Genomic DNA, 26,176 nt, shown 5'->3' on the forward strand with positions numbered 1-26,176 from the left:
AGCGGGGGAGATGTCCGAAGGACGAGAGTGGGGAGAAGTGTGTCGGTTGCCTGCCCGTGCCGGCCGCTTCTCCTCGTGGTGCTGCGGTCTGAGCCACGGTGTCGGCCGCTCCTACCCCCGCTTTCCCCGAAGCCGGGGAAAGCGCCTGCGGTTCGGCATTCTCGGTTAGGGGCTGGGGCCGCGCCGTGCGCGGGGCGATGCCCCGCTTCGTCGCAACCCCATCCCCCTCCCTCACATGCCTCAGGGGTAGGACCGCCCGCCACCGCGTCTCTGGTCGACCGCACCCGAGGAGACGCGACCGGCACGGGCCGGAAGCCTCTTCGGGGAGAGAGAATGAAGAGGATAAGACGATGGCTGGTTCGCTCAACAAGGCTTCGCTGATCGGGCGCCTGGGCAACGACCCCGAGGTGCGCAACTTCCAGAACGGCGGGCAGGTGGTGAGCTTCTCCCTTGCCACGAGCGAGAGCTGGAAGGACCGGGAGGGCAACCGCCAGGAGCGGACCGAGTGGCACCGGGTCTGCATCTACACGGACGGCCTGGGCACCGTCGCCGAGCGCTACCTGAGGAAGGGTAGCCTCATCTACGTCGAGGGTAAGCTGGAAACGCGCAAGTGGGAGCGCGACGGCCAGGACCACTACACCACCGAGATCGCTCTGCGCCCGTTCAACGGCACTCTGCAGATGCTGGGTGAGCCCGCGGGCTCGGGCGGCCGGGAGGCGCGCGGCGACGCCGGCGCCTCGGCCGAGGGTGGCGAGCGTCCGGCGCAGGGCAGCACCCGCGGCCGGGGTCGCCAGCGCTCCCGGGCCGGTGCGGCGGCGAGTGCTGGCGGTGGTTCCGGCTGGGACGCGCCGAAGGCGGACCTGGACGACGACGTGCCGTTCTGACGCCCGCGCTCCGGCGCCCCTCGAGGCGCCGGACGCCTCTCTCTCCTGCCCCTTCCACCTCACCGGGCGGCCTGACGGCTGGCCCTGCGCGCGAGGATTCCAGCGATGTCCGCCAGCCTGCTCGCCTCCGTGGCGCTGCCGCGCCCGCCTGCACTAACCACCGTCGTCTTCGAGGACGTCCACGAGGAGGGCTTCGAGGGTCTTTACGGCCGCTGCCACGTCACGACCTCTTGCCACCCCTACCGCTTCGCCTCGCGCGTCGCCGCCAGCCGCTTCGCCAACGCCATGTGCGACCGCTACGGCTACGACGGCTACCGCCTGGACACGCCGGGCTTCGTGCCCCCGCCGCACGCCCCGCTGTTCGACGACAGCGAGATCCCGTTCTGATGCTGCGCCAGTATCACGCCCAGCGCCGCCAGGGCGGCGACAACCCGCTCGGCGTTGGCACCGTCGCCCTCGGCTCGATCTTCTATCTGCAGGATGACGGTACTGGCGCGCTCGCTTCGGCCGCACCGCCGTCTGCCGCACACCCTGGATCGTGGAGAGCTTCCTCAACGGCCAGTACCACGCTGCCTGGCGCGATCCCGCCACGGGGCACTGGCTCAGCGTCTATGCCGCCAATCGTACCGACCTGGCCGTCCTGCGCTCCCTGCGCGACGGCCGCCGCCGGACCGTCGCGATCCACCTCCTGCAGCTGCACGAGGACGAGGGCTTCGGACGGCCGGATAACCGCTATCCGGCACTGCCCACACTATCACGACCCATGCAGCGGCGCGCCGCCTGACCGGGCTGCACGCTGGTCAGCCGTCGCCTTCGGCGCGCGGCTGGCTCCTTCCACCATTCACACCGAGGTTCGCCATGGTCCGCTCGCTCATCAGGGCAGGGGCGCTCACGCGCGCCCGCTGCCCTTCCCGCTGGTTCGGTCACTGGGAGGCGTGACGTGTTTCATCATCCTCCCGCCGCCCCACGCACCGCCGAAGCCGGTTGCTTGGCCGAGTTTCGCCGCTGGCAACACGAGGCCCAGCGGCTACGAGAGGGCGCCGACGCCGAGCCGCTTAACGCCGCCCAAAGCGCCCGCCTCCTGCGGGAGGCACATGCCGCCGATCGTCGGGCCAGCGTCCGCCTCGAAGCTGTTCAGGAGCACTGACGGCCCGGATCGCCTGATCCGCGCCGTTGGTCGCCCGCCCTCAGCCCCCCACCACCGCGAGGCCGAACACCGCCAGCTCAGCGTCGCGCAGGGTGGTCGGCTTCCATTCCTCGCCGCGCAGCGCCAGCGACACCACCCTAGCCGCAGCGGATCGCTCCACCGAGTAGCCGTAGGCGGTGATCGTCAGTTGCGCCGCCTGCTCCGTTAGGTCGTTCGCCCGCTGCGACAGGATCTCCAGCGCCGCGTCCGTACCCTGCTCCTGCTGTCGCAGCACCACTCCCTCCTGCGCCGCCTCAGCCGTTACCCAGGCGTCCCGCGCCACCTCGGCCGCTGTTTCCGCCCGCTCGGCATACGTCGCCAGCAGATCGCGCAGCACGGCCTCACGACGGGCCCCCTTCTCCGGCGGCACATTGGTCAGCACGAACTCCGCCACGCTCGCTTCTACCCGATTGCGCAGGTCCCGCGACGGCATCTCGAGCTGGAAGGCATCGGCGATGTTGCTGATCTCGCGCACGTCGGGCACGCCCTCGAACGCCTTCGCCACCTGCTCCGGGAGCACCCGCCGCAGTGGGAACTGCACCACGTTGTTCGATCCAACCACGGTAGCCTCCATGTCAGCCGTCCTACTGCCGTGAATCTAGTTGACCGGGCAGGGCTACTCCAAGATAGATCATTGATGCTGAACGATTATCTTTCACAAAGCATGCTACATCGCGCGGAATGCAGGACTGCCCGGCATGGATGAGAACCACCCGCCCTCCCAACCGCCCACTCACTGACACGCCCGACGACCAGCCCGATGACCGACGCCGCGGCGTCCAGCGCGTCGAGATGGGCCAGCCCTTCGAACATTTCTGCCCTGAGTGCGGCCGATGGGGTGCCTTCTGGTTCGGCGGGGATCTCTTCAAAGGCATTCCTGGCGTCTGGTACTGCTCCGAACACCGGGAGGCCGGCGAACGTCGTTGGAAGACGGGCGGGCTCGTCGCTTCCGGTGGCTGAGCCTGGCGGGGCTTCCGCAAGATCTGGGCGCGTCCCCGCAAGCGCGGGGACCGGGCTCTACTCGGCCGCAAGAGCGGCCTCCCCGAGCCCCCAAGCGGGGTCTCGGCCCTTGTAAGTTGCCTTGGCTGGTGTCGGTGGCCATCGTCATCAGTGGCGGCGGTGTTCTCCCTCGGCCCTCGGACCTCGTGTCTGCCCCGAAGATCGGGACCCGCCGCACCTACTGCCCAGAGGCCGAACGGTATGCAGGGCACCAGCCTGGCTGGAGAGCCTGGTTACAAGGAGGGCACACGCGGGCAGTCCCATCGGCCAATACTAAAGGGAGGTGCTCATGGATATGCTGGGAATCGATATCAGTAAGCGGCAGTTCGATGTCGCACTGCTGACCGAGGGACGGACACGACAAGCAGTGTTCCCCAACACGGAGGTCGGCTTTCAGGAACTCCTCGGCTGGCTTGAGCGTCACCGCCCATCATCGGGCGCCTCGCTGCACGCCTGCATGGAGGCGACGGGGAACTGGGGCCTGGACCTTGCCGAGGTCCTTCACGGCCGGGGCTACCGGGTCAGCATCGTCAACCCGATGCGGGTCAAGGCCTACGGGCAAAGCGAACTGCTGCGCAACAAGACCGACAAGCTTGACGCAGCCTTGATCGCCCGGTTCTGCCGGGCACATGACCCTTCGGCCTGGGTGCCACCGGCCACCCACCTGCGGGAGCTGCGTGAACTGGTGCGCCGCTGCGAGGGGCTGAAGGTCGCAAGGGTTCAGGAGATCAACCGCCAGAAGTCCGGCACGGCATCGCCCGCCGTTGCTGCCTCGATCGTGGCTCATCTGGAATGGCTGGATCGGGAGATCGAAGCTGTCATGGAGGCGGTGCAGGAGGTGGTGGCATCCGATCCCGTGCTGAGCCGTAACCATGAACTGCTGCTCAGCATACCGGGGATCGGACCAGTCACTGCCCCGGTGCTGCTGGCCGAGGTGCCGAATATCGATGGGTTCACTCCCAAGGGTCTTGCCGCCTTTGCCGGTGGAGCGCCCCCCATTTCGACCGGACACCCGGCGCAACCGTGAGGGCCTAGGTTTCCGCCTAGGCGTGCGCCTATGTCCAAGCCCGTCGAGCGCGTGGAAATCATCACCGGGCGGGAGCGCCGGAGGCGCTACTCTGCCGAGGAGAAGGTCCGGCTGGTCGAGGAGACCCGGCAGCCAGGGATGACGGTCTCTGCCGTGGCCCGGCTGCACGGCGTCTCCCCCAGCCTGCTGTTCGGTTGGAGGCGGCGCATGGTCGAGGGTGGCCTCGAGGCGGTCCGAGCCGATGACGACGTGGTAGCTGCGGGTCGTCTTCGCGAACTCGAGGTCCGCGTCCGCGAGTTGGAGCGGTTGCTGGGTCGCAAGACGATGGAGGTCGAGATCCTCCGCGAGGCGCTGGAGGCGTCACGGGGGAAAAAGCCCGCCTTGCGGCTGCCGTCGCCGCCACCGGGCGGTTCCCGGTGAAGGCGGTGGCCGATACCCTCGGTGTCGCCCGGTCCAACCTCGTGGAGCAGCTCAAGGCCGAAGGACGTTCCCGCGGCCCGTATCGCCGCGAGGGCGACGACGGGCTGCTGGCCGAGATCCGCGCCGTCACCGACGAGCGGCCCACCTACGGCTACCGCCGGGTCGCCGCCCTGCTGAACCGGGCCAGACGCGCCACCGGCGACCCGCTTGTGAACCGCAAGCGGGTGCTGCGCCTCATGCGCCGCGCCTCCCTCACCCTGCAGCCCCACACCGGCAGGCGTGCGGTCCGCGCCCACGAGGGCAGCGTCGTCGCCTTGGCATCGAACCAGCGCTGGGCGTCCGACGGCTTCGAGGTGTCCTGCTGGAACGGCGAGGTGGTCCGCGTCGCCTTCGCAATCGACACCCACGACCGCGAGGTCATGGCCTGGGTCGCCACGGCCGGGGCGGGCATCTCCGGCGAGATGATACGCGACATGATGCTCGCCTGCGTCGAGCGACGGTTCGGCGACCTCCGCGCCCCGCGTCCCGTCCAGTGGCTCGCCGACAACGGCTCGCCCTACACCGCGAAGGACACCGTCGACTTCGCGACCGCGCTGAACCTCGTCGCCTGTTTCACGCCCGTTCGAAGCCCCGAGAGCAACGGCGTCTGCGAGGCTTTCGTGAAAACCCTCAAGCGCGACTATGCCCGCGTGAACCCCCGACCCGATGCCATCACCGTCCTCCAGCAGCTCCCCGCCTGGTTCGAGGACTACAACGCCCTACACCCCCATTCCGGCTTGCGCATGCTCTCACCCCGTGAGTTCATCGCAGGCCAGTCGTCCACCCCAGCCGCGTGTCCGGTTTGATGGGGAGCACTCCAGCCGGCTTGTCCCCTCAGGAGTACAGCTCTGGCAGCACGGTACGCCGCCCAGGACGCATCAGCAGGATGGGATCGGAGCGCCTACGTCGTGCGCTGTACATGTGTGCGCTCAGCAGCAGACGCCGCAATCCTGCCCTGGCCGACTTCGTTCAGCGTATGAGGTCGGCGGGTAAGCCCCCCAAGGTCATCCTGTTGGCGATCGCTCGGAAGCTCTTGGTCTTCGCGCACGCCATCGTTCGATCGCAAAAGCCCTTTGCCTTGCAAGCTAGGGACTATGACGGTCACCTAGTTCCTGGAAGCGCTGAGTAGGGTGGAATGCAGACTTCCGCCGAGGAGACTGCTGCGTTTGCGGGAGGAGCTGAACGGCGGCCGCTATCGAGACAGCCGCCGTGGTGGTCATGTCTAAGGTCGAGTGATGGCAGTGTAGGCGCCGCTGGTACGCAGCGTGACGGTGACCTCACCACCAGAGCGGTTGCGCCAGAACCACCCGTGCGTGCCGGTGAAGCCCGCGACCAGCTCACCCCGGTCCTCCGTCACCGAACGGCCGGCCTTGTAGCTGCGTCCGGAACCCCCCGGGGGCTCGCCGTGCAGGTCGTAGTTGACTGGACCGGTCGAACTCCACTCGTAGGTCGCCCGGGCACCCTCCCGCATGGTGAGCTTCACTTCGATGCCCTGGTTGGGTCGCAGCGTCACGGTGGTCGTGTCGCTGCGACCCGCCTGCGGAGCGGGCTGCGCCGCCGCCGGGCTCACCAGAAAGCGGGCGGCGAAAGTGCCGAACGCCCCGATCAGGCCCGAGCGTTGGTCGGCATCCGAGGGTGCGGAGGCAGGGGCCGGCGGCGTTGCCGTGCGGCGGTCCGCCTCGGCCTCGGCCGCAAGTTGAGCCTTGATCTCGCCCATCTCGGTTAGGCCGAGCACCCGGCCGGCGCCGGTTGGGTCGATGCCGTACTCGGAGGGCAGCACGACGGTCACGAGCAGTCCCGTCGCCACGGCGGCGGCAATTCCCGTGGACCGAAGGAGCTGCTTCGAAGTGGGCAGCTCGGCGCGGGTCGGAAGGTCAGTGTTGTACATGCTGGGACCTCTCAGGACACGAAGAGGCCGGTGAGCTGATACCCGATCAGCACGAATCCGGCGGTCATCATGGCGACGTTTGCGGTGTAGGCGTGGCGCAGGAAGCTCGGGCTGCGGCGCCAGTAGCCCATGGCGATGAGGATGGCGCCCAGCGCCAGCAACTGACCGACCTCGACCCCCACGTTGAAGGCCAGCAGGTTCGGAACCAGCCCATCGGGGGAAATCTCGTATTCGAGGATCTTGGTGGACAGGCCGAAGCCGTGGCAGAAGCCGAAGATCAGCGTCGCGGCCTTGGTGTCGGGCTGGAAGCCGAACCAGCGCTGGAAGGCCCCGAGGTTGTCGAGCGCCTTGTAGACCACGGACAGGCCGATGATGGCGTCGATAATGAAGGCGTTGATACCGATGCCGAAGTAGACGCCCAGCAGCATCGTCGTGGAGTGCCCGAGCGCGAACAGGCTAACGTAGATGGCGACGTGCTTCATCCGGTAGAGGAAGAAGACCACGCCAAACAGGAACAGGATGTGGTCGTAGCCGGTGACCATGTGTTTGGCGCCGAGATAGACGAAGGGCAGCAACTGCACCCCCGTAACCTCCTGGATATAGCCCTTGTCGCCCTCGGCAACGGCGTGGGCGAGGGCGTCGGACGTCACGGCGAGTAGCAGGGTGCAGAGCACGGCGGCGAGGTGCCACGGGACGCGGGACAGCCGCCCCGTGGGTGGGCGTTGCAGTGGCATGGGGATGAACTCGGTCGATAGGGACAGGGAACGGCGTGCGGCGTCGCCCTCTCAGGCGAGGGCCACCACTCGCGGCGGCCGCCTCAGCCCCGCCGCTTCCCCCGGCGACGGTTGCGCCCCCGATGCCCGCCAGGTCGTCGCACGGACGACCCGCAGCCCCGGCATCGACCGGGTTCCGGGCATCACGGCCTCGTGGATGTGGTCCGGGGCCGAGGGATCATGGTCGTGCGCGTGGCCGGCGGTCGGCTCTGCGTCGGCTTCCTCCCCGCCGGCCGCCGCATCTTCCCCCATGGCGGCAGAGATCGTCACGCCGGCGAGGGCCTGTGCCCATCCCGGCGTGACGGCGGCCAGCACCAGCAGGGCGACGAGCAGCGCCCGGCCGGTGCGGAGAAGGCAAGCAGTGACGCGCAAACGACTCCCCTGACCGAGTGGTGCGGCCCCCCGGCCGCGATGGCTGCATAGCAACTTGCGCTTATCCCCACCAGGGGGATAGGTACTCGTATGGCCGATGCCCATGTCCACGCCTCCCACCCCGAGATCGTCAAGCGCCTCAAGCGGGCGGAAGGGCACCTTCGCTCCATCGTCGCGATGATCGAGGCCGGGCGGCCCTGCCTGGAACTGGCCCAGCAGCTCCACGCGGTGGAGGCGGCGGTCGCCAATGCCAAGCGCACCCTGATCCACGACCACCTCGATCACTGCCTGGATCATGTCGTCGGCGCCGTCCCCCGCTCCGAGCGCGGTCCGATCGATGAGTTCAAGGCGATCACCAAGTACCTCTGAGGCCGCTGCCATGACCCCCTTCTCGGACCTGATCGCCCAAGGCTCGGCACATGCCTGGCTGTTCATTCCGTCCGCCATCCTGCTCGGGGCGCTGCACGGCCTGGAGCCGGGGCACTCCAAGACCATGATGGCCGCCTTCATCGTGGCGGTGCGCGGCACGGTGGGGCAGGCGGTCCTGCTCGGGCTGGCCGCGACCGTGTCCCATACCGCCGTGGTGTGGGCGATCGGGCTGGGCGGGCTGTATCTGTGGCAGGGTTTGGACGCCGAGGCGTCGGAGCCCTGGTTCCAGCTCGCCTCGGCGGTCGCCATCATCGGCCTGGCGGTGTGGATGCTGGTTCGGACCTGGCGTGACCAGCGCGACATGAAGCGCGTCGCGGGCAGCCACGACCACGGAAGCCACGCGCATGGCGGCGGCCACGGGCACGACCATCCGCACCACCATGGCGAGGAGGTCCGGCGCATCCATACCGGGCATGGCATGCTGGCCTTGGAGGTCTATGAGGACGGCGTGCCACCGCGCTGGCGCTTGCGGGCCGAGAGCGGGCACGGCTGGGCTGCGAGGGACGTGACGGTGGAAACGCTGCGGCCGGACGGCAGCCGACAGAGCTTCGCCTTCGTGGAGCGCGACGGCTACCTGGAGAGCGTCGCCGAGATCCCCGAGCCGCACGAGTTCCAGGCTAGGTTGAGCCTGTCGCACGGGAGCCATTCCCACGACTACGACCTGCGCTTCGCCGAGCACGGCCATAACGGGCACGGGCACGCCGAGCACGCGCACGACGAGCTGGCGGGCCTGTCCGTGGGCGCGGACGGGTATCAGGACGCCCACGAGCGGGCGCACGCGCGCGATATCCAGCGCCAGTTTGCGAACCGGCGCGTCACTACCTGGCAGATCGTCTTGTTCGGCCTGACAGGCGGCCTGATCCCCTGCCCGGCGGCGATCACGGTGCTGCTCATCTGCCTTCAGTTGCAGGAACTGTCCCTGGCCCTGGTACTGGTGCTGTGCTTCAGCATTGGCTTAGCCATCACCATGGTCGCGATCGGCGCTGCGGCGGCGGTGGGGATGCGGCAGGTATCGCGGCGCTGGGCTGGCTTCGACGATCTCGTTCGCAAGGCACCTTTCGCCTCGGGGGCGCTGATCATCCTCGTCGGCCTCTACGTCGGCGTCAGCGCCGTGATGCACCTCGCGGCCTAGCCACCTTGCGCCCCGTGCCGGAACCATCCGGGCAACGAGCCCTCGTGTGTCCGGGGCGATGAACGACCTACCCGCCTACGGAGCCCTGCTCGCCGCCGCCTTTCTCGCCGCGACGCTCCTACCCGCGCAGTCGGAAGCCGTGTTGGCTGGCCTCATCCTCGCCGACCGGCAACCTGTCAGTCTGCTAGTCCTGACCGCCAGCCTCGGCAACGTGGCGGGCTCGACCGTGAATTGGTGGCTCGGCCGTGGGATTGAGCGGTTCCGGTCCTGCCGATGGTTCCCGGTTCCCGAGGCTGGGTTGCGGCGTGCCCAGGGCTGGTTCGCGCGGCTCGGTCGCTGGTCCCTCCTCCTGGCCTGGTTGCCGGTGGTGGGCGACCCGCTGACCCTCGTAGCTGGGGTGATGCGCGTGCCGCTGGGCGTGTTCCTGCTCTTGGTGACAATCGGCAAGGTGGCTCGCTACCTCGTGGTAGCTTGGATGGCGGGACCATCCGGCACCTGAGATCGACGAATGATCCTGCGAATGTCTGCAAAGGGTTGGGAGCACGTACAGCTCCTCATCTCTCTTGTCCTTCAACACGGTATCTTCGGGTAACGATCCACGCTACGGCTTCGCCTTCGCTCTCGCGCGGTCTGTCGGCGCCCACTGTGCCCAATGTCCAAACGGTGTGCTGGTGATGAGCGACTGGAACCACGACCACTGGCGGAGTGCTTGTGGCCCGCTCCGGCGCGCCGTGTGTGGATCAACCTTTCCCTCGCCCATCTCTCCGGGCGGTAGTAGGACCGGGCCCCGCCCAGGCACGCCGGCTTAGAGTCTGATTCATAATTATCCGGCGTGATTTCATGGCCTTGCGATGCGGCGTGCGAAGAGCTGGATCGAGGCGATGAAGAGCCATGCGGTAGCCGATGCGATGGTCTGCTCGAAGTCCTTGGCGAGGCGGCGGTTCCGATTGAGCCAAGCCAGTGTGCGTTCGACAACCCAACGGCGCGGGAGGACGACAAACCCTCTTGCGGCATCTGACCGTTTGACGATCTCGACGGTCCATTTGCCGATCCGCCGGAGGGCGTCCCTGAGCTTGTCGCCAGCATATCCACCATCGGCGAAGACATGGCGCAGCCACGGGAAGCGCTTGATGATCTCGGCCAGCACCAGCGGCGCACCGTCACGGTCCTGGATGTCGGCGGTGTGGACTACCGCATGGACGAGATTGCCGTCGGTGTCGGTCAGGATGTGGCGCTTGCGGCCCTTGGTCTTCTTGCCCGCATCATAGCCCCGAGGTCCGCCGCTTTCCGTGGTTTTGACGCTTTGGCTGTCGATTACCCCGGCGCTGGGCGAGGCTTCGCGACCCGTCCCCTCACGGGCGATCAGCAACAGAGCATGGTTCAATGACAACCACAGCCTATTGTCCCGCCACAGGTAGAACCAGCGCCGCACCGTCGAGACCGGCGGAAAGCAGGGCGGCAGCATCCGCCACGGCAGGCCGCCACGCAGCAGATACAGGATCGCCTCGACAATCCGCCTGAGTGGCCACTTGCGCGGGCGGCCCACATGCGATGCTGGCGGAAAGAACGGCTCCAGCAGTGCCCATTCGGCATCGGTCAAATCGCTTGGCAAAGCCAGTTCCGCACGGGCATACTGCGCCCGAGTGGTATCGGTCCACATCGTTGATCTCCGGAAGTTTTCGCAAAAACCCCTGAATCAATGACCTGGGCTGGCGTCAAGCTAACCCGCTGATACCACTCAACTTAATTTCGGATCAGGCTCTTAGGGCGGCTACCCCGCGCCGCTGACATGGCGAGTATTCCTTGGCATAGATTGCAGTGCATAAGTATTCGTAAGAACGAATACTTTCCGAGAGACTGGCGCCTTGCCCCCGCCACGCCATCGTCGCGGGGCAGCCACCCACGCCCGCGCACCAAGACGGAACCCGCTCCTACTACCTGAGAGCTGCGCGAGGGAAAGGCTGATCCACACACCAAGTGGCGCGCCTTCTCTACCGGGTTCACGCGACCTCAACCCCCCTCACGGGGGGCGTCGGACGCGTGGGCCTCCGGCGGGCAAAGGGCTCCGCCCTCTGCACTCTGGGCGCTCAGGAAAGTCTGATTAGTTTCCTATTACTTGAGATCGGCAGTCTTGGCGGCAAATAATACTATGGACACCGGCCACGAATACTTATAAGGTTCTCTTGTTCCCGAGAGAGGGAACGGCCGGAAGGGCGGGCTGGACCCCCACCCCCCCGGCCTCACCAGAGACAGGAGCTTCGATCATGTCCCAGGCTATCCAGAACATCGCCACCGCCGCCGCTTCCCACAAGGGCGACGCCGTTGAAACCGCCATGGGTCAGGCCATCAAGGCCGCCGCCCCCCGCAAGCCCGCCAAGGGCAAGGCGAAGCCCGACGCCAAGGCTGCCCCGGCTTCCACGCCTGCCCAGCAGACCGCCAAGCGCCCGGCCCCCGAGCAGCGCGGCCCCGTCACCATGGCCGACGCAATGGCCCTTTGCCCCCACCAGGGCCTTGCCAACAACCTTGCCCGCACCTTCGCCCTTGAGAGCGTGGACATGCTCCACGTCCGCACCACGACGGACCAGGGCATCCGCGATCAGGCCGCCGCCCTCACCGACACCCTCAACGAGCGCGCCCTAGCGATGCACCTCCAGCGCATTTGCGGCGCTTTCGTCGGCTCCGCTTACGGCGCCGGGAAGTTCTACAGCGACAAGGTGACGCAGGCCCGCGACCTCACCGCCAAGATTGCCAACGGGGACCGCGACGAGGACCGCGAGGGGGTTTCCGGCTTTGACAGCCGCGCCACCCGCGCCCGCCAGTTCGCCGGGGAAATGGGCATCCAGGCCGCAACCCTTCTCGCCGCCGCCGAGGGCGCGCTTGACGCTTACGAGCACCTCACGGGCGAGACGTGGAAGCCCTACGACACCCGCCGCCCCGACAACACCCGCACCGTTTCCCGCCGCGCCGCCGCCGAGGAAATGGACGCCTTCAACAAGTAGGCACACCGGGCGGGGGCTTCGGTCCCCGCCTTTCCTGCCACCGCCGGCCAGGGGGGCGCCGCCCTACGGGCTCTGCCCCCCTGGACCCCCCCGCACTCCGGTCACCTCGCACCACAGCCGCATGACGCCCGGCCGCGGGATCTGCGGACGGCGCTACGCGCCGGTGCATTTTTAGCGGTGGCCCCTTCGGGGCCACGGTGAAGCGCAGTCGGCACTGGCGCGCGGGCCATGCCCCCTCCGGCGGGGCAGGGCCGCCCCGGTCGCAACGCCGCTCCGCGACGCCGCGCCCGGCGCAACCCGGCCCCGCCAGGGCGCATGGCTACAGCCGGCGCACCGTCCTCCTCAAAGCGCATCCCGTTCGCGCCGACCCGGAACACCCTTCACAGATGCCCGATGCTCTGTCAGATTCTCGGTTCATTGTCGCAGAAGTCGGTGAGTGTGTTCAAAGCGAACACACTTCCCCGCTTCCTCACTCGCCCGTCTCGGGCAGCCGCCTGTTGGCTTGGCTCATCACCCTCGGATGGACTGAGCGCGAGCTGGCCAGACGCACTCGCCGTCACCAAACCACCGTCCGCCGTTGGATCAACGGTCGCAGCCCAATCGACCCGGATGTGGCCGCCTGGCTCGCGATGCTTGCAGCCTTTGTCGCGGCCCACCCTGGACCGCGCATTGTCAGCCCCGGTCGGGATGCTTCCGGTCGCTGAACGCAAGGATCAGCACCACGAAGCCGATTGCTGCACACCACCCAACCTGGGCAACCTCACGAGCCTGTGGACCAGACGCGAGCAGAGCGCCGAGGACACAGAACCCAGCCCCTGCAGCGAACCACAGTGACCCGGGTGGAGCGTTACGAAGCATCCTGGCGAGCATGGTAGACCTCCTGGCACGTTCCCATCGAACGTTCGCCAGACGATCATGGCATCAAGACCTGAAGGTGGTCTTCATTTCTGTCGATGAGAGCCGCCGCTCCTGTGGAGCGGCGGCCTGAGGCAGTTAGCCTGCTGAACGAGAGTAATCGAAACCAGGCCGACCGTTCGACATCATCGCCGGTGTGCAACGCGCATTCGGGTTGTTGGCGCTTCTCCAAGGCTTAAGCTTGCCGGCCTCCAGCCATCCCTGTTGACCGTTCATGTGCAGGACTTGCACGAAGCCAGCAGATTCACGACGGGGATTGGACACGATCACCGTCTCGGTCGCGACGCCGATCTGCCGCGCCGTTGGTGACGGCTCCGATCGGATCGGCGGCAGATTGTCGAAGTCCATCATCTGCTCGTTGGTCAGGTTGAGCATCATGCAGGAATAGCCCTGCAGGTGCCCCGTGACCGTTAAAGAAGGCCGAGATTGCTGTGCGGCCGCCACAGCGGTGAGTGTCAAGAGAAAGGTTCCGGCCATCACGCCGATCGCGGTTTTCATGTCTCGCATCCCCTAGATGCCGGTCAGAACCGGCTGATAGGCTGCATCGCCCATTCTCGCTGCCACGGCTGTCCGCCACTGTCCAACTGTGGTCGTTGGGGTAATCCCATTGCCGGTGAGCTGCGACGGCGTGTAGCTGCTGAGTACCCCACTCATGAGATCGCTGTCGGCAGCCTGCGCTAGCTTAACCGTGTAGCCGCTCCCGAAGTTGTAGCCACCCCGGACGTCGAGAACGGTTGGATTGCTGATGCCGGCGGCTTGGAGCCTCGCTGCATCTGTCCGCAGAGTTGCGGCCGCGGAAATGGCTTGGTTTGCCGGGTCCATCGACCCGTCCACTCCTCGCTGAATGGAACCAGCCAGGTTTGGATTGTAGCGGACGGCCTGGGTCAGACCACTCTCGAAAGTCGCGTCGAGCATTTGAAATGCGCCTCGGATCTGACTGCCTGACCGTGCCGCGACGTTCTGGCAGCCGCTCTCGACCATGCACGTCGCTGCCAATGCCGACGGGTTCACGCCCACCGACGTCGCGGCCTCGCTCGCGGCCGTCCCCCAGCTGCGCGAGGTCATGGTGTCGAGCGCGACGCTCGCCCCCGCTTCTGACGGCCCTCCGGGCTCGCCAGTGCCCCCCGTTCCCCCTCCTGCCGTCGTGTTAGGGACACCCGTGCTGGGCACGATCGTGAACGACCCCAGCCCGACGTCGAACACCCTCGGGATCACCTGCTCCGGCACACCGTTCATCGTGATCGGACCAGCCTGCGCCAGAGCCAGGGCAGGTAACGCCTCCAGGATCAGAGGCAAGCCCCACGCTGGTAGTCCCCGCAGCCTTTTATCGTCTCGGCCGTTCGCCATTGCGGTCGCCTCCTTCGCGACTGCCGGCACTCTCTCAGCGATCGACGCGAACGGAGCCGGACCCTGTCGGGACCGGCTCCATCCCTCAGCGCACTGGCTGGGAAGCAGCTGGAGCTCGGCCCTGCGGTGTCGCCGAGCCCTGCTGCGGCTGCGATGGATTGGCAAGGATTCGATCCAACGCGCAGTAGCCCTTGCCTGAGGCGTCCAGGACCACGTTTTCGAGGCAGCGCTGCACCGCGGTAGTCGCGCCCCAGGTTTGCCAAGCATGAACCGAGTAGCCCACCACGAGAAACGCTAGGACCATTCCGGCCCCCTTCAGGTGGTGCCAACGAAGCGCCCGCTTGTTGTGGACGTGCTCCCGCACCACCACCGTATCGCGTAGGGCGGCTGCGACCTCCGGTGCGACAAACTCCACGACCTTGGCCAAAACCTTCTCAGCATCCGCTTCGCCTGCGGTGCCGGCCGCCTTGAGCTGCTGGATCGTGGCTTCGGCCAGCATGTTGGCACGGTGTAGCCGCTCCACCTCCGCATCCATGACGGCGCGCATGTCCTGGATCGTGGTCTCGACAGCTTGCTGCTGGTCTGTCGCCAGCTTGGCGAAGGCCGTCAGGACGGCGCGCTGGGCCCGGTAAAGGACGCCCAGCGGCTCCACCGGGCTTACTCCGGCATCCCAAGCCGCCGCCTCCATGTCATCCAGCGCCTGCCGGAGGGCAGTGTTGATCTCCGCTGGATCGGCGGAGATCGGCGTCACCGCATTCACGGAAGCCACCTTTCTGCCTGTATCGTGCTCAGCCCATCTTCCAGACGCTCCACCCACTTTCGGACTTGATGCCGTTCCATCGGCCCTAGCGGCTTGCCACTACGTCCGGGCTTCCCCTCAATCGCTTCGTGAAACGAGAGGCCCGCGTTCCGCATCGCCGGCATCGGCACCAGCCGGGGGATGGTGAGACAGTTCATCCCCTCATCCGTCAGACGTTCGAACTCTGGCCTCTTCGTGACAAAGTCGAAGGCGCCGAGCGCTGAGCGGCCTGGGGGAGCAAGGAACTCGTTGAACACCAGGATGGACTGACGGGGCCGGAAGTGAGCGCTGTCCCAGATGCCGACGACATGATCGAAGTCGGCCGGGTCTGCGCCACACATGAAGAGGCCGACAGACTCGATCCCGACCTCATCACAGAACTCCACTAGCGACGTGTCCTCGTTGTAGTCTCGGAGGATCGCTTCACCGCCGCCAAGGTCGAGTACCAGCGAGGAGCGCTCGTCCACCGCACGGCCGATCAGGTCGGTCACCCACTGCTTCAGGTCTGCCGGCTGAGCACTGACAGGTGGAACGGCACCTTCGCTAGTCCCGGGTGGAAAGACCTGGGAGAGGGACGCGTGATCGACGTCGCCATCCCCCACGATGACCGGGCGACCCTCCCGCCTCGCTCGGAGGACGAGGTACTCGAGCAGTGTGGACCCTCCGAGCCTGCCCCGTCCTTGACGTACCACCAGCGACTGTATCGGGCTCACAGCAGCCGGAACTGCAGTGGCCAGTGGTTCGGTGCTTTCCTTCTTCGGATTGGCTGCCTTGTTCAAGATGCGCTCCTCGGCCCTATCGGCCTGCCTCGGTTCTCCAGTCCACGGCGGAAGTTGTCCCTCACCTCTTGAGGGGTCATCGGCCGCTTGTCTGGGCTCGAAGGTGTCGCCGGAAGTGGCGCGAACGGCATGGGCGCTTTCTCGGCATTGTTGCCGGACGCCGGAGCGGGGGCGTGCATGGTGACGCTCCCACGAGGTGACCGGTTCACCTTCCTCAAGATTGGGCTGTCTTTGACGCTCTCGCTCTCGCTCTCGGCTTTGGCTTTGTCCCGACATACCCGGCCCCATACTCGGACAACCGCCGACACCGTCGGAGTATTTCCGTGTCGGCCGGTGACGCTGTCCTCAACCATTTGAGCAATGACCGTGGCCCAGCCTGCACGCTGGCTGTCCAGTCCACCCCGTACGATCTGGTGGTGCTCCCAAAGCCAGCGATAGATCGGTCCAAGTGTCTGGTGAGCGTTAGCCTGGAAGGCTTTGGCCAGAGCCTTCCGGCTACGCAGAGACACACCGCGCTCCCTTTCCGCCTGCAACGTTTCCGTCGCCGTACCGTCCAGGTTCCGTCGCTCTTCCTCCGAGGTTCCGTGCGACTGCCGTCGCTGTTCCCTCGCGGTTCCATCGGGCTTCCGCCCGGCTTCCGCGCAACTGCCGTCTTAGTTCCGTCTCGCTTCCATGGAGGAGTAGGGTCCATACACCATTGCACCTGAGATGCAGGGTGCGCGGTCCTGCGCACGGCCCCTGCCGCCATTTGGATCGCCTCCGCGCCCTTCTTGTCGCCGTTCGCACGGGCCGGAGCGACGCTGCTGCCAGACACAGGAGGCAGCATGCTCGACCAACATGATCCGCAATCGGTGCGAACTGAGACATCCGATCAGGACGTCGCGGCGGTCCTCGCCCTGCAATCGACCCTGCTGCGGCTGCTGTTGGAGCGCCTGGACCAGGTGGTCCAGCTGCTCACGCCCAAGCCGAGCGAGGGGCCGACCCTCGATGAGCTGCTCGCCGGGCTCGTGAGCCTGATCAGCGATCAGGCGGTTCTGCTCAAGCGCATCGACGCGCGCACGGACCTGCTGGTGCAGCAACAACTCTACCCTGGAGACACCCGGCCCGGCCTGAATGGAGCCGGTGCGAACGGGACGAGCAGCCGGGGATGATGACCTTCCGAAAGCTGGCTGCCGCTGGCGTCGGCAAGCTCATCCGGGCCTACTTCACCGAGAACACCCCGGAGCCAATCCACGACCCCCCCACCACGCCGGGCCAGCATCTCGACCCCGGCGGCCGTCTGACCGCCTATTATACTGGCCGGGACAGCCGGGCGACCTGGCGGCCCGACATGCCCCAGGCAGTAGCCAAGGTGCTCGGCATCGACCCCTCCCGGATGCCCAGGGACGCCCAGCTTGATCGCCTCTTCGAGGCCAAGCGCGCGGACAACGGGGAGGCCTGGTCGAGCCAGAAGCGCAAGATCAGCGCCTACGACCTGACCATGGCGCCTCACAAATCCGTGACACTGGCAGCCGAGTTCGCGGGGACGCCGGCCGAAAGTGCGGCCATCTGGCACGCCATCGACAAGGCCAACGACGCCACGATGCGCTACGTCGCCCGCGAGCTCGGCTGGGCCCGCAAGGGCAAGGGAGGCGAGGAGGGGGCCGACCCGGGTGCGGTCGCCTGGGTCAGCTTCCGCCACCACACGGCCCGGCCGACCCTCCCGGTACAGGACGGGCCGGGCGGGGCGACTTATCTCGCCACGGTGCCGACCGACGGCGACCCGCACGCCCACATCCACAACGCCCTGTTCAATGTCGTGGTGACCAATGACGGCCGGGTGGGCTCGCTCGATACGCAGCAGCTCCATTCCCGCGTCCACGAGTTTGGAGCCTACTTCCAGGCCAGGCTCGCCGAGCAGCTGCGCCGGTTGGGCGCCCGGACCAGCTACGACAGAGATCAGCAAGCGGTCGTGCTGGTTGCCATCCCGGAGCGGGCCAACGACCTGTTCAGCAAGGGCCGCAAGCAGGTCCTCCGCAGCGCCCGCGCCTACGCCAAGCGGCAGGGCCTCGAGTGGGACCAGATCTCGGCCGAGGGCAAGCTCAAGATCCTGTCCGTCACCGGCCTCGCCTCCCGCCAAGAGAAGCACGGCAACAAGAACGACCGGGAGATCTGGCGCGAGCAGGCCGAGGATATCGGCTGGCACCACAAGACCGTCATGCACGAGGTGGAGCACCCCAAGCTGACCGATGCCGAGCGGTTCGACCGGGCCTACCAGTTCGCTGCGCGGCACCTGGCCAAGGAGTTCCAGACCGCGGCCGTGATCGACTATGACAAGCTGCGGATGTACGCCGCCCGGGGGCTGATCGGCACCGGCATCGCGGGCGGGCCGGACGACATCGACCGCGTGGTGGCGCTGATCGAGGCCCGCGGGATCGAGCTGCGGGGCGAGCGCGTGGCCCTGGTGGTCGGGCATTCGGGGGAGAAGGTCCGGGTCACCAACACCGCCCAGATCCGGATCGAGCAGGCGCTGGCGTGGCATGGCCGGCGCGCTGCGGGTGACCGGGCTGGTGCTCTCCCGGCTGCGGCGATCAAGGCGGCCGTGGACGCCTCCGGCCTCGACTTCACCAGTAAGCCCGAGCACGCCCGGGCGCAGCTGGCCGCGATCTATGCCATGGGGCAGGGGGGTGCCCTGACCGTGCTGACCGGCGTGGCCGGGGCCGGCAAGACCACGCTGATGAAGCCGCTCGTCGCGGCCTGGAAGGCGGACACCCGCTTCGACCCGGGCGGCCGGGAGGTGGTGGGCGTGGCGACTGCCTGGCGTCAGGCCGACGCGCTGAAGGAGGCCGGGGTCGAGAAGACCATGGCCATGCACCCGCTGCTGGCGTCTGTCCGCTCGGGCGAGTTCCGGCCGACCCGGAATACCGTGTTGGTGATCGACGAGGTCAGCCAGGTCGGCCCGCGTGCCATGCTGGAGTTGCTGGAGCTGCAGGCCCGCACCGGGTTCACCATCAAGGCCCTGGGCGACCGGGAGCAGGCGCAGGCGATCGAGGCCGGGGACTCCATCGAGCTGCTGCGCCGCGCTTTGCCGAAATCTGAGATGCCGGAGCTGCTCAGCACCGTCCGCCAGCGCAACCAGGAGGACCGGCGCATCGTCGGGCTGTTCCGGGAAAGCCAGGACAGGAATAAGAGCCGGGCGGCCGAGGCTCTAGAACTCAAGCGGGCACGCAATGCGGAGTCCGTCCAGATGCTCGGCGGCGACCACGACCAGGTGGTCGAGCAGATCGCCGACTTCTACATGCGCCGCCGCGACGCCCTGACCGCCGCCGGTTCCAGGCGCGGCATCACCGTCTCCGCCCTGACCAACGAGGACGCGGCCGATATCAGCCGGGCCGTCCGCGAGCGCATGCGTCAGAGGGGCGAGCTCGGGGCCGACGAGGTGGTCTACAAGGCCGTCGACCAGCGGGGCGAACAGTATGAACTGCCGATCGCGGCCGGCGACCGGGTCCGGCTCTTCGCCAAGACCTGGGCCAAGATCGACGGCAAGGGCGGCTGGATCGGCAGCAACGGCGACATCGTCGAGGTCGTCGGGCGCACCGCGGAAGCGCTGGTCCTCCGCAACAAGGAGGGCCGGGTTGGTGCGGTGGAGTGGCAGCGTCTGGCAGACGCCGAGACCGGGCGCCTGAAGCTCGGCTTCGGGCATGCCATGACCATCGACGCGGCCCAGGGCATCACGTCGGACGAGCACATCAACGCCCTCCCGCGCGGGTCGGCCGGCATAACCGCGTTCAAGGCCTATGTCGCCGAGAGCCGGGCGACCGGCACGACCTGGACCATGGTGTCGGAGGCCGCGACCCTCGAGGCGGTCAAGGGCCGCCGGGCACTCGGGGATGCGCGGCCGATCACCCGTCACGACCTCTGGGAGCGGGTGGCCGAGGACATGGCGGCCAAGCGCTACAAGGCGCTCGGCATCGACCTGCTGCAGGGCGCGCGCGAGGGCCGGGTCATGGCGGTCGACGCCTTCATCGCCCAGAGCCACCGCTTTCAGACCCTGCGGGCCGAGGGCCGCAATATCGGCCGGGAGGTCCGGCAGCGGCTGCAGGCCGAAGCCGTGCGGGCCAGCCTGCCCCGGCACATCGCGGCACTCGACGAGGCGTTGCGGCGCAACCTCGCCACGGCTGGGCCGCGTGCGGCCGAGGACCACCTGCGGCACCTGCGCGTCGAGGCCGAGGTCGCCCGCCGCAAGCTGGAAGGGGTGCCTCCAGCCCCGCAGCCTCAGCCAGCGCCGCGCCCGCGCCGTTCGTCGCCCTTGGCGGGTATGTGAGAGCCACACAGAGCGGCCACTCGCTTTCCACTTTGGCCAGAAAAGCCGTTGTATATCAACAAGTTGTGCTTGAGTTCGTGTCTTGTTCGCCGTAGAATCCATTTCACACTTCAGAGGAGCCGATCATGCGCATCGAACTGCTGCCGGGACTGACCAACGTCATCCGCTTCCCGGTCGAGCGTCGGGCCCGGCCGACGCTGGATCTGCTGCGTGAGATCGCGCCCGACCCTCGCGAGGTGGGCAACGTGGCTGAGGCGTTCGGCCTCAATTACCCGGTCGTGGGTCTTCGCGACGCGGCGGACGCGGGCACGGCCGAGTCCATCCGTGAGCATGTGCCGAGCGAGCCCGGCGAGGTGCGCCAGGTGGCCCTGCAGCGTGTGCTGGAGCCGCTGCTCACCCAGGCGGTCGCGGCCTGCCGTGACGCCCATGACGCTGCCGTCGCAGCCGGCGAGGCCCTGCAGCAGCTGGCCCACGCCCAGACCGAGGGTGGTTTCAGGACCGAGGCACTTGGCCAGCGGGCGGATGAGCTGAGCGCGCGCGCGGCCGAACTGCTGGTGCAGGCGCATCTCTGCACCGAAGAGGCTGAGGGCGCGGCGAGGGCGGTGCGAATTGCCGAGCGCGGCGAGACCTGGGCGCCGGTCGACCGTGACGCCGAGTTCGCCGAGGCGTTCGGGCTGGCGCACTTGGCCTGAGAGGTTGAGCGGCGTCGGCGGCTGCTCAGAACGCGGAGGCGTCAGCAGCTGACCCCGTGGCGCCGACCTCACCCGAACCTCGCCTGCTCGGGATACCCACCTGCGGAAATGGTGTCGTCGCCTAAGTGTCGGTGTGCCCCAATAGAGCGCGACGAAGGAAAAGCCTGATGGTGAGGGGCTACAAATTCCTTGACGTTGTCCCGATATGGACATAGTCCACAAGCAGGCAGAAGGGGCCACCCATGACGAGTGTCCAAAGCGCTGCACGCCGGCCTATCGGATCTGGGCCCGTCCGCCTGGACCGGAACCGCTTTGCACCTGAGACTCGGCGTCGCCTGAGCGCTCCCGGCCTCCGAACCTTCCTTGCAATCGCGGATTTGTGGGCCCTCGATGAAACTCAACGGCTCCTGATACTAGGGTATCCGCCGCGCTCGACCTTCCATAAGTGGGCCAAGACTGTCCGCGAGCATGGCGAAATTACCCTCGACGCTGATGTGCTGACCCGAATTTCCGCAGTGCTGGGCATCCACCAGGCTCTTGGTATGCTGTATGGCAGTGAGCGTGAAGGAATAGATTGGCTTCGGACTCCACATGGAGCGACGGTCTTCGGCGGCAGGCCTCCGCTTGAGTTGATCACCAGCGGTACCCAGGACGGGCTGCTTACGGTTCGCCGGTTCCTCGATGCGGCCCGCGGCGGCATCTACATGGAACCGATCGAAGCCCTTGATCGGAATTTCCGTCCTTAGAGTCTGATTCATAATTATCCGGCGTGATTTCATGGCCTTGCGATGCGGCGTGCGAAGAGCTGGATCGAGGCGATGAAGAGCCATGCGGTAGCCGATGCGATGGTCTGCTCGAAGTCCTTGGCGAGGCGGCGGTTCCGATTGAGCCAAGCCAGTGTGCGTTCGACAACCCAACGGCGCGGGAGGACGACAAACCCTCTTGCGGCATCTGACCGTTTGACGATCTCGACGGTCCATTTGCCGATCCGCCGGAGGGCGTCCCTGAGCTTGTCGCCAGCATATCCACCATCGGCGAAGACATGGCGCAGCCACGGGAAGCGCTTGATGATCTCGGCCAGCACCAGCGGCGCACCGTCACGGTCCTGGATGTCGGCGGTGTGGACTACCGCATGGACGAGATTGCCGTCGGTGTCGGTCAGGATGTGGCGCTTGCGGCCCTTGGTCTTCTTGCCCGCATCATAGCCCCGAGGTCCGCCGCTTTCCGTGGTTTTGACGCTTTGGCTGTCGATTACCCCGGCGCTGGGCGAGGCTTCGCGACCCGTCCCCTCACGGGCGATCAGCAACAGAGCATGGTTCAATGACAACCACAGCCTATTGTCCCGCCACAGGTAGAACCAGCGCCGCACCGTCGAGACCGGCGGAAAGCAGGGCGGCAGCATCCGCCACGGCAGGCCGCCACGCAGCAGATACAGGATCGCCTCGACAATCCGCCTGAGTGGCCACTTGCGCGGGCGGCCCACATGCGATGCTGGCGGAAAGAACGGCTCCAGCAGTGCCCATTCGGCATCGGTCAAATCGCTTGGCAAAGCCAGTTCCGCACGGGCATACTGCGCCCGAGTGGTATCGGTCCACATCGTTGATCTCCGGAAGTTTTCGCAAAAACCCCTGAATCAATGACCTGGGCTGGCGTCAAGCTAACCCGCTGATACCACTCAACTTAATTTCGGATCAGGCTCTTACACCGACGAGGATCTGGTTATCTCTTGAGCGATATGTACTCGGGGGCTCCAGCACCGACCTTTCGCCTGATTCCCTCAAAGTTCCCGCCCATTGGGCTTTTCGATACCGTGGCAACGGCGGCAGACGCCGAAGCCGTCATGGAACTCGCCGGGTGGACCAACGACCGCCTCGTTGAAGAGAGGCTACGCCGGCTGCCCGAGGACGAATGGGTCTACGGCCGGCCAAATTCCAGTGTTGTCATGGCGACCTTTCTGCACGTTCCGCCCACCGGCTCGCGTTTCAATGGCCCGGATCTGGGCGCCTGGTATGCCGCGGCTGCCTTACGGACGGCCGCCATTGAGGTGGCGCACCATCTCCGACGGGAAGCGATTGCTACCGGCGCCTCTATGTTGGAACGGGCCTTCCGAACCTATACAGCCGAACTCGCTGGGAACTATCTGGACCTTCGGGGGCAACAGGCGGCGCGGCCGGACATCTATGCCGACGGCAGCTATGTGGCATCCCAATCTTTGGGAGAGAGCACTCGCGCCTCGGGAGGGGCTGGCATCATCTATGATAGCGTCAGGCATGCCGGAGGCACCAACATTGTGGCCCACCGTCCGCGCAACATCCTCCAGGTGACCCAGACCGATCACTGGCTGCTCACAGTGCAGGCAAGGTCGTCGCAGATTAGCTTGAAGTGTACCGCCCGCGGTTGTTGAGACACCTTGGTGAAGCCTATGCGGCGAGAGCCGCGGGTGAAAGCTGATCCTGCCGGACGGCGTCCGGTGTTCTGAAGCCGTGGCGCTCGATCAGCCAGGTTGAGTTGTAGGTCTGGCGGAACTCGAGCAGCGCGTGGCGAAGTTGCTCGATGGTGTCGAAGGTCCGGACCCAGAGGAGGTTTTCTTTCAGGGTGCGGATGAAGCGTTCGGCGCAGCCATTCCCCTCGGGTGCCCGCACGAAGGCAGGTGAGCTCTCGATGCCGAGGAACGTCAGCTCGCCCTGGAAGGCGTCCGACATATACTGGCTGCTCCTGCGCTCCACGGTTGATTGAGACACCCCGCAAGCGGACGGTATCCGCAGACGGGGTGCATGATGACGACAGAGACGACGGATGCCGCTGGCCCGGGTCGGGGTGGCCGGATGTCGCGGCAGCGCAAGCGGGATGCGGTACTTCGGTTGCTCCGGGGCGAGGACCTGGAGACGGTCTCGCGATCGCTAGGCGTGACGGCGGCGACCCTGAGCGGCTGGCGCGACGCCTTCCTGGCGGCCGGCGAGGCAAGCCTGGCCACGCGACCTGGTGATGGCGAGGCGCTGGAGAGCGAGCGTCTCAAGGTCAGACTGGGCGAGATGCTGCTCGAGCGCGAGTTGCTGGAGGCCAAGGTCGCAGCCCTGGAGGGAGGCCGCCCTTTGGCCCGGCGGAGGTCACGGCCATGAGCCTGACCACCTCGGCCAGCAGCGGCAGGCCCTATGGCCTGGCCCGGGTGTGCCGGGTCTGGCGGACCGCCCGGGCCACGATCTACCGCCATCGCTTGCCGCCCCGGACGGAACCGCCCAGGCGACGTGGCCCGGTCGGGTCCATGCCGGATCCCGAGTTGGTCGAGGCGATCCGGGCTGTCGTCGCGGCCTCCCCCTTCCATGGCGAGGGTCACCGCAAGATTTGGGCGAGGCTGCGCCTGCAGGGCGTCAGGACTTCCAAGGCCCGGGTGCTGCGGCTGATGCGCGAGCACGACCTGCTTGCACCTTCCCGGGTCGGCAGCCCTCGAGGCCCGCGCAACCACGACGGCACCATCATCCCTGACGCGGTGGACGCCATGTGGGGCACGGACATGACCACCACCTGGACGGCTGAGGGTCAGGCGGCGGTGTTCGTCGCCGTCGATCACCACAGCGCCGGGTGCGTCGGCCTGCATGCTGCCCGGCGTGGCACCCGCTTCGAGGCCCTCGAACCCCTCAGGCAGGGCGTGCGCCATCACTTCGGCGGCTTCGCCAAGGGCATCGCGGCGGGCCTCGCACTCCGTCATGACCACGGCAGCCAGTATATGTCGGACGCCTTCCAGGGCGAGCTGACGTTCCTCGGCATCGAGAGCTCACCTGCCTTCGTGCGGGCACCCGAGGGGAATGGCTGCGCCGAACGCTTCATCCGCACCCTGAAAGAAAACCTCCTCTGGGTCCGGACCTTCGACACCATCGAGCAACTTCGCCACGCGCTGCTCGAGTTCCGCCAGACCTACAACTCAACCTGGCTGATCGAGCGCCACGGCTTCAGAACACCGGACGCCGTCCGGCAGGATCAGCTTTCACCCGCGGCTCTCGCCGCATAGGCTTCACCAAGGTGTCTCAACAACCGCGGGCGGTACACTGCCGTGGTCATGACGGAGTGCGAGGCCCGCCGCGATGCCCTTGGCGAAGCCGCCGAAGTGATGGCGCACGCCCTGCCTGAGGGGTTCGAGGGCCTCGAAGCGGGTGCCACGCCGGGCAGCATGCAGGCCGACGCACCCGGCGCTGTGGTGATCGACGGCGACGAACACCGCCGCCTGACCCTCAGCCGTCCAGGTGGTGGTCATGTCCGTGCCCCACATGGCGTCCACCGCGTCAGGGATGATGGTGCCGTCGTGGTTGCGCGGGCCTCGAGGGCTGCCGACCCGGGAAGGTGCAAGCAGGTCGTGCTCGCGCATCAGCCGCAGCACCCGGGCCTTGGAAGTCCTGACGCCCTGCAGGCGCAGCCTCGCCCAAATCTTGCGGTGACCCTCGCCATGGAAGGGGGAGGCCGCGACGACAGCCCGGATCGCCTCGACCAACTCGGGATCCGGCATGGACCCGACCGGGCCACGTCGCCTGGGCGGTTCCGTCCGGGGCGGCAAGCGATGGCGGTAGATCGTGGCCCGGGCGGTCCGCCAGACCCGGCACACCCGGGCCAGGCCATAGGGCCTGCCGCTGCTGGCCGAGGTGGTCAGGCTCATGGCCGTGACCTCCGCCGGGCCAAAGGGCGGCCTCCCTCCAGGGCTGCGACCTTGGCCTCCAGCAACTCGCGCTCGAGCAGCATCTCGCCCAGTCTGACCTTGAGACGCTCGCTCTCCAGCGCCTCGCCATCACCAGGTCGCGTGGCCAGGCTTGCCTCGCCGGCCGCCAGGAAGGCGTCGCGCCAGCCGCTCAGGGTCGCCGCCGTCACGCCTAGCGATCGCGAGACCGTCTCCAGGTCCTCGCCCCGGAGCAACCGAAGTACCGCATCCCGCTTGCGCTGCCGCGACATCCGGCCACCCCGACCCGGGCCAGCGGCATCCGTCGTCTCTGTCGTCATCATGCACCCCGTCTGCGGATACCGTCCGCTTGCGGGGTGTCTCAATCAACCGTGGAGCGCAGGAGAAGAAGCTGAGCGGCCTCTGAAGTCGTAGGTCTTCTAGCCGCTCTTATTCATCACGGGCCTACGGTGCGGCTGGCGGGCGTGGCGTAAGCTGCTGATTGCGTTTACGGACTTGGGTGTCGAGACCAATCCGCAGCAGCATCAGGC

Annotated in this window: 25 protein-coding genes and 3 pseudogenes; 16 read left to right on the top strand and 12 right to left on the bottom strand. The window is 67.1% G+C overall.

From position 1 onward, the window contains the following. Positions 1-350: 350 nt before the first annotated feature. From ssb to LPC08_RS24575, 3 genes are all read left to right on the top strand, one after another. Complete coding sequence (ssb, locus tag LPC08_RS24565) at positions 351-884, top strand: single-stranded DNA-binding protein (protein WP_230453315.1); 534 nt, start codon at positions 351-353, stop codon at positions 882-884. A gap of 105 nt (positions 885-989) precedes the next feature. Beyond that, positions 990-1,271 (top strand): hypothetical protein, encoded by a 282-nt coding sequence (locus tag LPC08_RS24570; RefSeq protein ID WP_230453316.1) that lies wholly within the window; start codon positions 990-992, stop codon positions 1,269-1,271. Between the two features lie 151 nt (positions 1,272-1,422). Continuing rightward, positions 1,423-1,668: a hypothetical protein gene (locus tag LPC08_RS24575; RefSeq protein ID WP_230453317.1), complete on the top strand. Its 246-nt coding sequence runs from the start codon at positions 1,423-1,425 to the stop codon at positions 1,666-1,668. A gap of 403 nt (positions 1,669-2,071) precedes the next feature. Here the strand turns inward: LPC08_RS24575 and LPC08_RS24580 are convergent, their stop codons facing one another. Beyond that, positions 2,072-2,644, bottom strand: coding sequence for a hypothetical protein (locus LPC08_RS24580; RefSeq protein ID WP_230453318.1), 573 nt, complete (start codon positions 2,642-2,644; stop codon positions 2,072-2,074). A 714-nt stretch (positions 2,645-3,358) separates the two neighbouring features. Here LPC08_RS24580 and LPC08_RS24585 point away from each other — a divergent pair. The 3 genes from LPC08_RS24585 to LPC08_RS24595 all read left to right on the top strand — a co-directional run bounded on the left by LPC08_RS24585 (position 3,359) and on the right by LPC08_RS24595 (position 5,684). Beyond that, positions 3,359-4,096, top strand: a complete 738-nt coding sequence (locus LPC08_RS24585) for an IS110 family RNA-guided transposase (protein WP_230453319.1) — start codon at positions 3,359-3,361, stop codon at positions 4,094-4,096. Positions 4,097-4,126: 30 nt separating this feature from the next. Continuing rightward, positions 4,127-5,361 (top strand): IS3 family transposase gene (locus LPC08_RS24590; RefSeq protein WP_230453320.1). Its coding sequence is split into 2 segments (ribosomal slippage): positions 4,127-4,475 and positions 4,475-5,361, totalling 1,236 coding nucleotides; the frame shifts between segments, so codons are not numbered across the junction. Beyond that, entirely contained in the window at positions 5,361-5,684 is a 324-nt protein-coding gene (locus LPC08_RS24595; RefSeq protein WP_230453379.1) for a transposase, read from the top strand. Before LPC08_RS24590 ends, LPC08_RS24595 begins: the two co-directional genes overlap by 1 nt. A gap of 93 nt (positions 5,685-5,777) precedes the next feature. Here the strand turns inward: LPC08_RS24595 and LPC08_RS24600 are convergent, their stop codons facing one another. The 3 genes from LPC08_RS24600 to LPC08_RS24610 are packed head-to-tail and all read right to left on the bottom strand — an operon-like array spanning position 5,778 to position 7,588. Beyond that, entirely contained in the window at positions 5,778-6,443 is a 666-nt protein-coding gene (locus LPC08_RS24600) for a transmembrane anchor protein (protein WP_230453321.1), read from the bottom strand. A gap of 11 nt (positions 6,444-6,454) precedes the next feature. Further along, on the bottom strand, positions 6,455-7,177 hold the full coding sequence (locus LPC08_RS24605; RefSeq protein WP_230453322.1) for a HupE/UreJ family protein: 723 nt from the start codon (positions 7,175-7,177) through the stop codon (positions 6,455-6,457). 51 nt (positions 7,178-7,228) lie between these two features. Beyond that, entirely contained in the window at positions 7,229-7,588 is a 360-nt protein-coding gene (locus LPC08_RS24610; protein WP_230453323.1) for a hypothetical protein, read from the bottom strand. 90 nt (positions 7,589-7,678) lie between these two features. Here LPC08_RS24610 and LPC08_RS24615 point away from each other — a divergent pair, with 90 nt between their 5' ends. The 3 genes from LPC08_RS24615 to LPC08_RS24625 are packed head-to-tail and all read left to right on the top strand — an operon-like array spanning position 7,679 to position 9,648. Then, entirely contained in the window at positions 7,679-7,957 is a 279-nt protein-coding gene (locus tag LPC08_RS24615; RefSeq protein WP_230453324.1) for a metal-sensing transcriptional repressor, read from the top strand. A gap of 10 nt (positions 7,958-7,967) precedes the next feature. Beyond that, positions 7,968-9,149 (top strand): nickel/cobalt efflux transporter, encoded by a 1,182-nt coding sequence (locus LPC08_RS24620; RefSeq protein ID WP_230453325.1) that lies wholly within the window; start codon positions 7,968-7,970, stop codon positions 9,147-9,149. 58 nt (positions 9,150-9,207) lie between these two features. Then, on the top strand, positions 9,208-9,648 hold the full coding sequence (locus tag LPC08_RS24625; protein WP_230453326.1) for a YqaA family protein: 441 nt from the start codon (positions 9,208-9,210) through the stop codon (positions 9,646-9,648). Positions 9,649-9,987: 339 nt separating this feature from the next. Here the strand turns inward: LPC08_RS24625 and LPC08_RS24630 are convergent, their stop codons facing one another. Further along, positions 9,988-10,809, bottom strand: a complete 822-nt coding sequence (locus LPC08_RS24630) for an IS5 family transposase (RefSeq protein WP_230450819.1) — start codon at positions 10,807-10,809, stop codon at positions 9,988-9,990. Between the two features lie 604 nt (positions 10,810-11,413). Between LPC08_RS24630 and LPC08_RS24635 the strand changes: the two genes are divergently transcribed. Then, positions 11,414-12,148 carry a hypothetical protein gene (locus LPC08_RS24635; protein WP_230453327.1) on the top strand — a complete coding sequence of 245 codons (735 nt, stop codon included), beginning with the start codon at positions 11,414-11,416 and terminating at the stop codon, positions 12,146-12,148. A gap of 993 nt (positions 12,149-13,141) precedes the next feature. Here the strand turns inward: LPC08_RS24635 and LPC08_RS24640 are convergent. The 4 genes from LPC08_RS24640 to LPC08_RS24655 form a co-directional block, all read right to left on the bottom strand. Beyond that, on the bottom strand, positions 13,142-13,561 hold the full coding sequence (locus LPC08_RS24640) for an SH3 domain-containing protein (RefSeq protein WP_230453328.1): 420 nt from the start codon (positions 13,559-13,561) through the stop codon (positions 13,142-13,144). Positions 13,562-13,573: 12 nt separating this feature from the next. Beyond that, positions 13,574-14,359: a hypothetical protein gene (locus tag LPC08_RS24645; RefSeq protein WP_230453329.1), complete on the bottom strand. Its 786-nt coding sequence runs from the start codon at positions 14,357-14,359 to the stop codon at positions 13,574-13,576. A 136-nt stretch (positions 14,360-14,495) separates the two neighbouring features. Next, positions 14,496-15,170 carry a hypothetical protein gene (locus tag LPC08_RS24650; protein WP_230453330.1) on the bottom strand — a complete coding sequence of 225 codons (675 nt, stop codon included), beginning with the start codon at positions 15,168-15,170 and terminating at the stop codon, positions 14,496-14,498. Beyond that, positions 15,167-15,700 carry a hypothetical protein gene (locus LPC08_RS24655; protein ID WP_230453331.1) on the bottom strand — a complete coding sequence of 178 codons (534 nt, stop codon included), beginning with the start codon at positions 15,698-15,700 and terminating at the stop codon, positions 15,167-15,169. Before LPC08_RS24655 ends, LPC08_RS24650 begins: the two co-directional genes overlap by 4 nt. Before the next feature lie 1,112 nt (positions 15,701-16,812). On the opposite strand from LPC08_RS24655, the gene LPC08_RS24660 reads away from it, so the two are divergent. From LPC08_RS24660 to LPC08_RS24675, 4 genes are all read left to right on the top strand, one after another. After that, on the top strand, positions 16,813-17,139 hold the full coding sequence (locus LPC08_RS24660) for a hypothetical protein (protein ID WP_230453332.1): 327 nt from the start codon (positions 16,813-16,815) through the stop codon (positions 17,137-17,139). Continuing rightward, the gene (gene mobF, locus LPC08_RS24665; protein ID WP_230453333.1) at positions 17,136-20,291 is read left to right on the top strand and encodes a MobF family relaxase; all 3,156 of its coding nucleotides are present in this window, start codon (positions 17,136-17,138) and stop codon (positions 20,289-20,291) included. The genes LPC08_RS24660 and mobF overlap by 4 nt, the downstream gene beginning before the upstream one ends. 125 nt (positions 20,292-20,416) lie before the next feature. After that, the gene (locus LPC08_RS24670; protein WP_230453334.1) at positions 20,417-20,983 is read left to right on the top strand and encodes a hypothetical protein; all 567 of its coding nucleotides are present in this window, start codon (positions 20,417-20,419) and stop codon (positions 20,981-20,983) included. Positions 20,984-21,225: 242 nt separating this feature from the next. Further along, positions 21,226-21,729 carry an antitoxin Xre/MbcA/ParS toxin-binding domain-containing protein gene (locus LPC08_RS24675; protein ID WP_230453335.1) on the top strand — a complete coding sequence of 168 codons (504 nt, stop codon included), beginning with the start codon at positions 21,226-21,228 and terminating at the stop codon, positions 21,727-21,729. A gap of 29 nt (positions 21,730-21,758) precedes the next feature. On the opposite strand, the gene LPC08_RS24680 is transcribed toward LPC08_RS24675, so the two are convergent. Beyond that, positions 21,759-22,580, bottom strand: a complete 822-nt coding sequence (locus tag LPC08_RS24680) for an IS5 family transposase (protein ID WP_230450819.1) — start codon at positions 22,578-22,580, stop codon at positions 21,759-21,761. 129 nt (positions 22,581-22,709) lie between these two features. Between LPC08_RS24680 and LPC08_RS24685 the strand changes: the two genes are divergently transcribed. Further along, complete coding sequence (locus tag LPC08_RS24685; RefSeq protein ID WP_230453336.1) at positions 22,710-23,387, top strand: RES family NAD+ phosphorylase; 678 nt, start codon at positions 22,710-22,712, stop codon at positions 23,385-23,387. Between the two features lie 16 nt (positions 23,388-23,403). Here LPC08_RS24685 and LPC08_RS24690 read toward each other — a convergent pair. Beyond that, positions 23,404-23,697: pseudogene (locus tag LPC08_RS24690) on the bottom strand (integrase core domain-containing protein); the annotation flags it as partial. A 63-nt stretch (positions 23,698-23,760) separates the two neighbouring features. On the opposite strand from LPC08_RS24690, the pseudogene LPC08_RS24695 reads away from it, so the two are divergent. After that, positions 23,761-24,989, top strand: a pseudogene (locus LPC08_RS24695) (IS3 family transposase). 36 nt (positions 24,990-25,025) lie between these two features. On the opposite strand, the pseudogene LPC08_RS24700 reads toward LPC08_RS24695, so the two are convergent. Beyond that, positions 25,026-25,966: pseudogene (locus LPC08_RS24700) on the bottom strand (IS3 family transposase); the annotation flags it as partial. Positions 25,967-26,176: the final 210 nt, after the last annotated feature.

Origin of the sequence: Roseomonas sp. OT10, from assembly GCF_020991085.1 — a bacterium.
GTDB lineage: Bacteria > Pseudomonadota > Alphaproteobacteria > Acetobacterales > Acetobacteraceae > Roseomonas > Roseomonas cutis.

What these genes read in the sequence shown, in the direction of transcription:
- LPC08_RS24675 (WP_230453335.1), top strand. Translation starts at nt 21,226, where the DNA reads ATGACGAGTGTCCAAAGCGCTGCACGCCGGCCTATCGGATCTGGGCCC.
- LPC08_RS24595 (WP_230453379.1), top strand. Translation starts at nt 5,361, where the DNA reads ATGGGGAGCACTCCAGCCGGCTTGTCCCCTCAGGAGTACAGCTCTGGC.
- LPC08_RS24615 (WP_230453324.1), top strand. Translation starts at nt 7,679, where the DNA reads ATGGCCGATGCCCATGTCCACGCCTCCCACCCCGAGATCGTCAAGCGC.
- LPC08_RS24585 (WP_230453319.1), top strand. Translation starts at nt 3,359, where the DNA reads ATGGATATGCTGGGAATCGATATCAGTAAGCGGCAGTTCGATGTCGCA.
- LPC08_RS24640 (WP_230453328.1), bottom strand. Translation starts at nt 13,561, where the DNA reads ATGAAAACCGCGATCGGCGTGATGGCCGGAACCTTTCTCTTGACACTC.
- LPC08_RS24680 (WP_230450819.1), bottom strand. Translation starts at nt 22,580, where the DNA reads ATGTGGACCGATACCACTCGGGCGCAGTATGCCCGTGCGGAACTGGCT.
- LPC08_RS24670 (WP_230453334.1), top strand. Translation starts at nt 20,417, where the DNA reads ATGCGCATCGAACTGCTGCCGGGACTGACCAACGTCATCCGCTTCCCG.
- LPC08_RS24580 (WP_230453318.1), bottom strand. Translation starts at nt 2,644, where the DNA reads ATGGAGGCTACCGTGGTTGGATCGAACAACGTGGTGCAGTTCCCACTG.
- ssb (WP_230453315.1), top strand. Translation starts at nt 351, where the DNA reads ATGGCTGGTTCGCTCAACAAGGCTTCGCTGATCGGGCGCCTGGGCAAC.
- LPC08_RS24635 (WP_230453327.1), top strand. Translation starts at nt 11,414, where the DNA reads ATGTCCCAGGCTATCCAGAACATCGCCACCGCCGCCGCTTCCCACAAG.
- LPC08_RS24605 (WP_230453322.1), bottom strand. Translation starts at nt 7,177, where the DNA reads ATGCCACTGCAACGCCCACCCACGGGGCGGCTGTCCCGCGTCCCGTGG.
- LPC08_RS24620 (WP_230453325.1), top strand. Translation starts at nt 7,968, where the DNA reads ATGACCCCCTTCTCGGACCTGATCGCCCAAGGCTCGGCACATGCCTGG.
- LPC08_RS24600 (WP_230453321.1), bottom strand. Translation starts at nt 6,443, where the DNA reads ATGTACAACACTGACCTTCCGACCCGCGCCGAGCTGCCCACTTCGAAG.
- LPC08_RS24625 (WP_230453326.1), top strand. Translation starts at nt 9,208, where the DNA reads ATGAACGACCTACCCGCCTACGGAGCCCTGCTCGCCGCCGCCTTTCTC.
- LPC08_RS24630 (WP_230450819.1), bottom strand. Translation starts at nt 10,809, where the DNA reads ATGTGGACCGATACCACTCGGGCGCAGTATGCCCGTGCGGAACTGGCT.
- LPC08_RS24570 (WP_230453316.1), top strand. Translation starts at nt 990, where the DNA reads ATGTCCGCCAGCCTGCTCGCCTCCGTGGCGCTGCCGCGCCCGCCTGCA.
- mobF (WP_230453333.1), top strand. Translation starts at nt 17,136, where the DNA reads ATGATGACCTTCCGAAAGCTGGCTGCCGCTGGCGTCGGCAAGCTCATC.
- LPC08_RS24660 (WP_230453332.1), top strand. Translation starts at nt 16,813, where the DNA reads ATGCTCGACCAACATGATCCGCAATCGGTGCGAACTGAGACATCCGAT.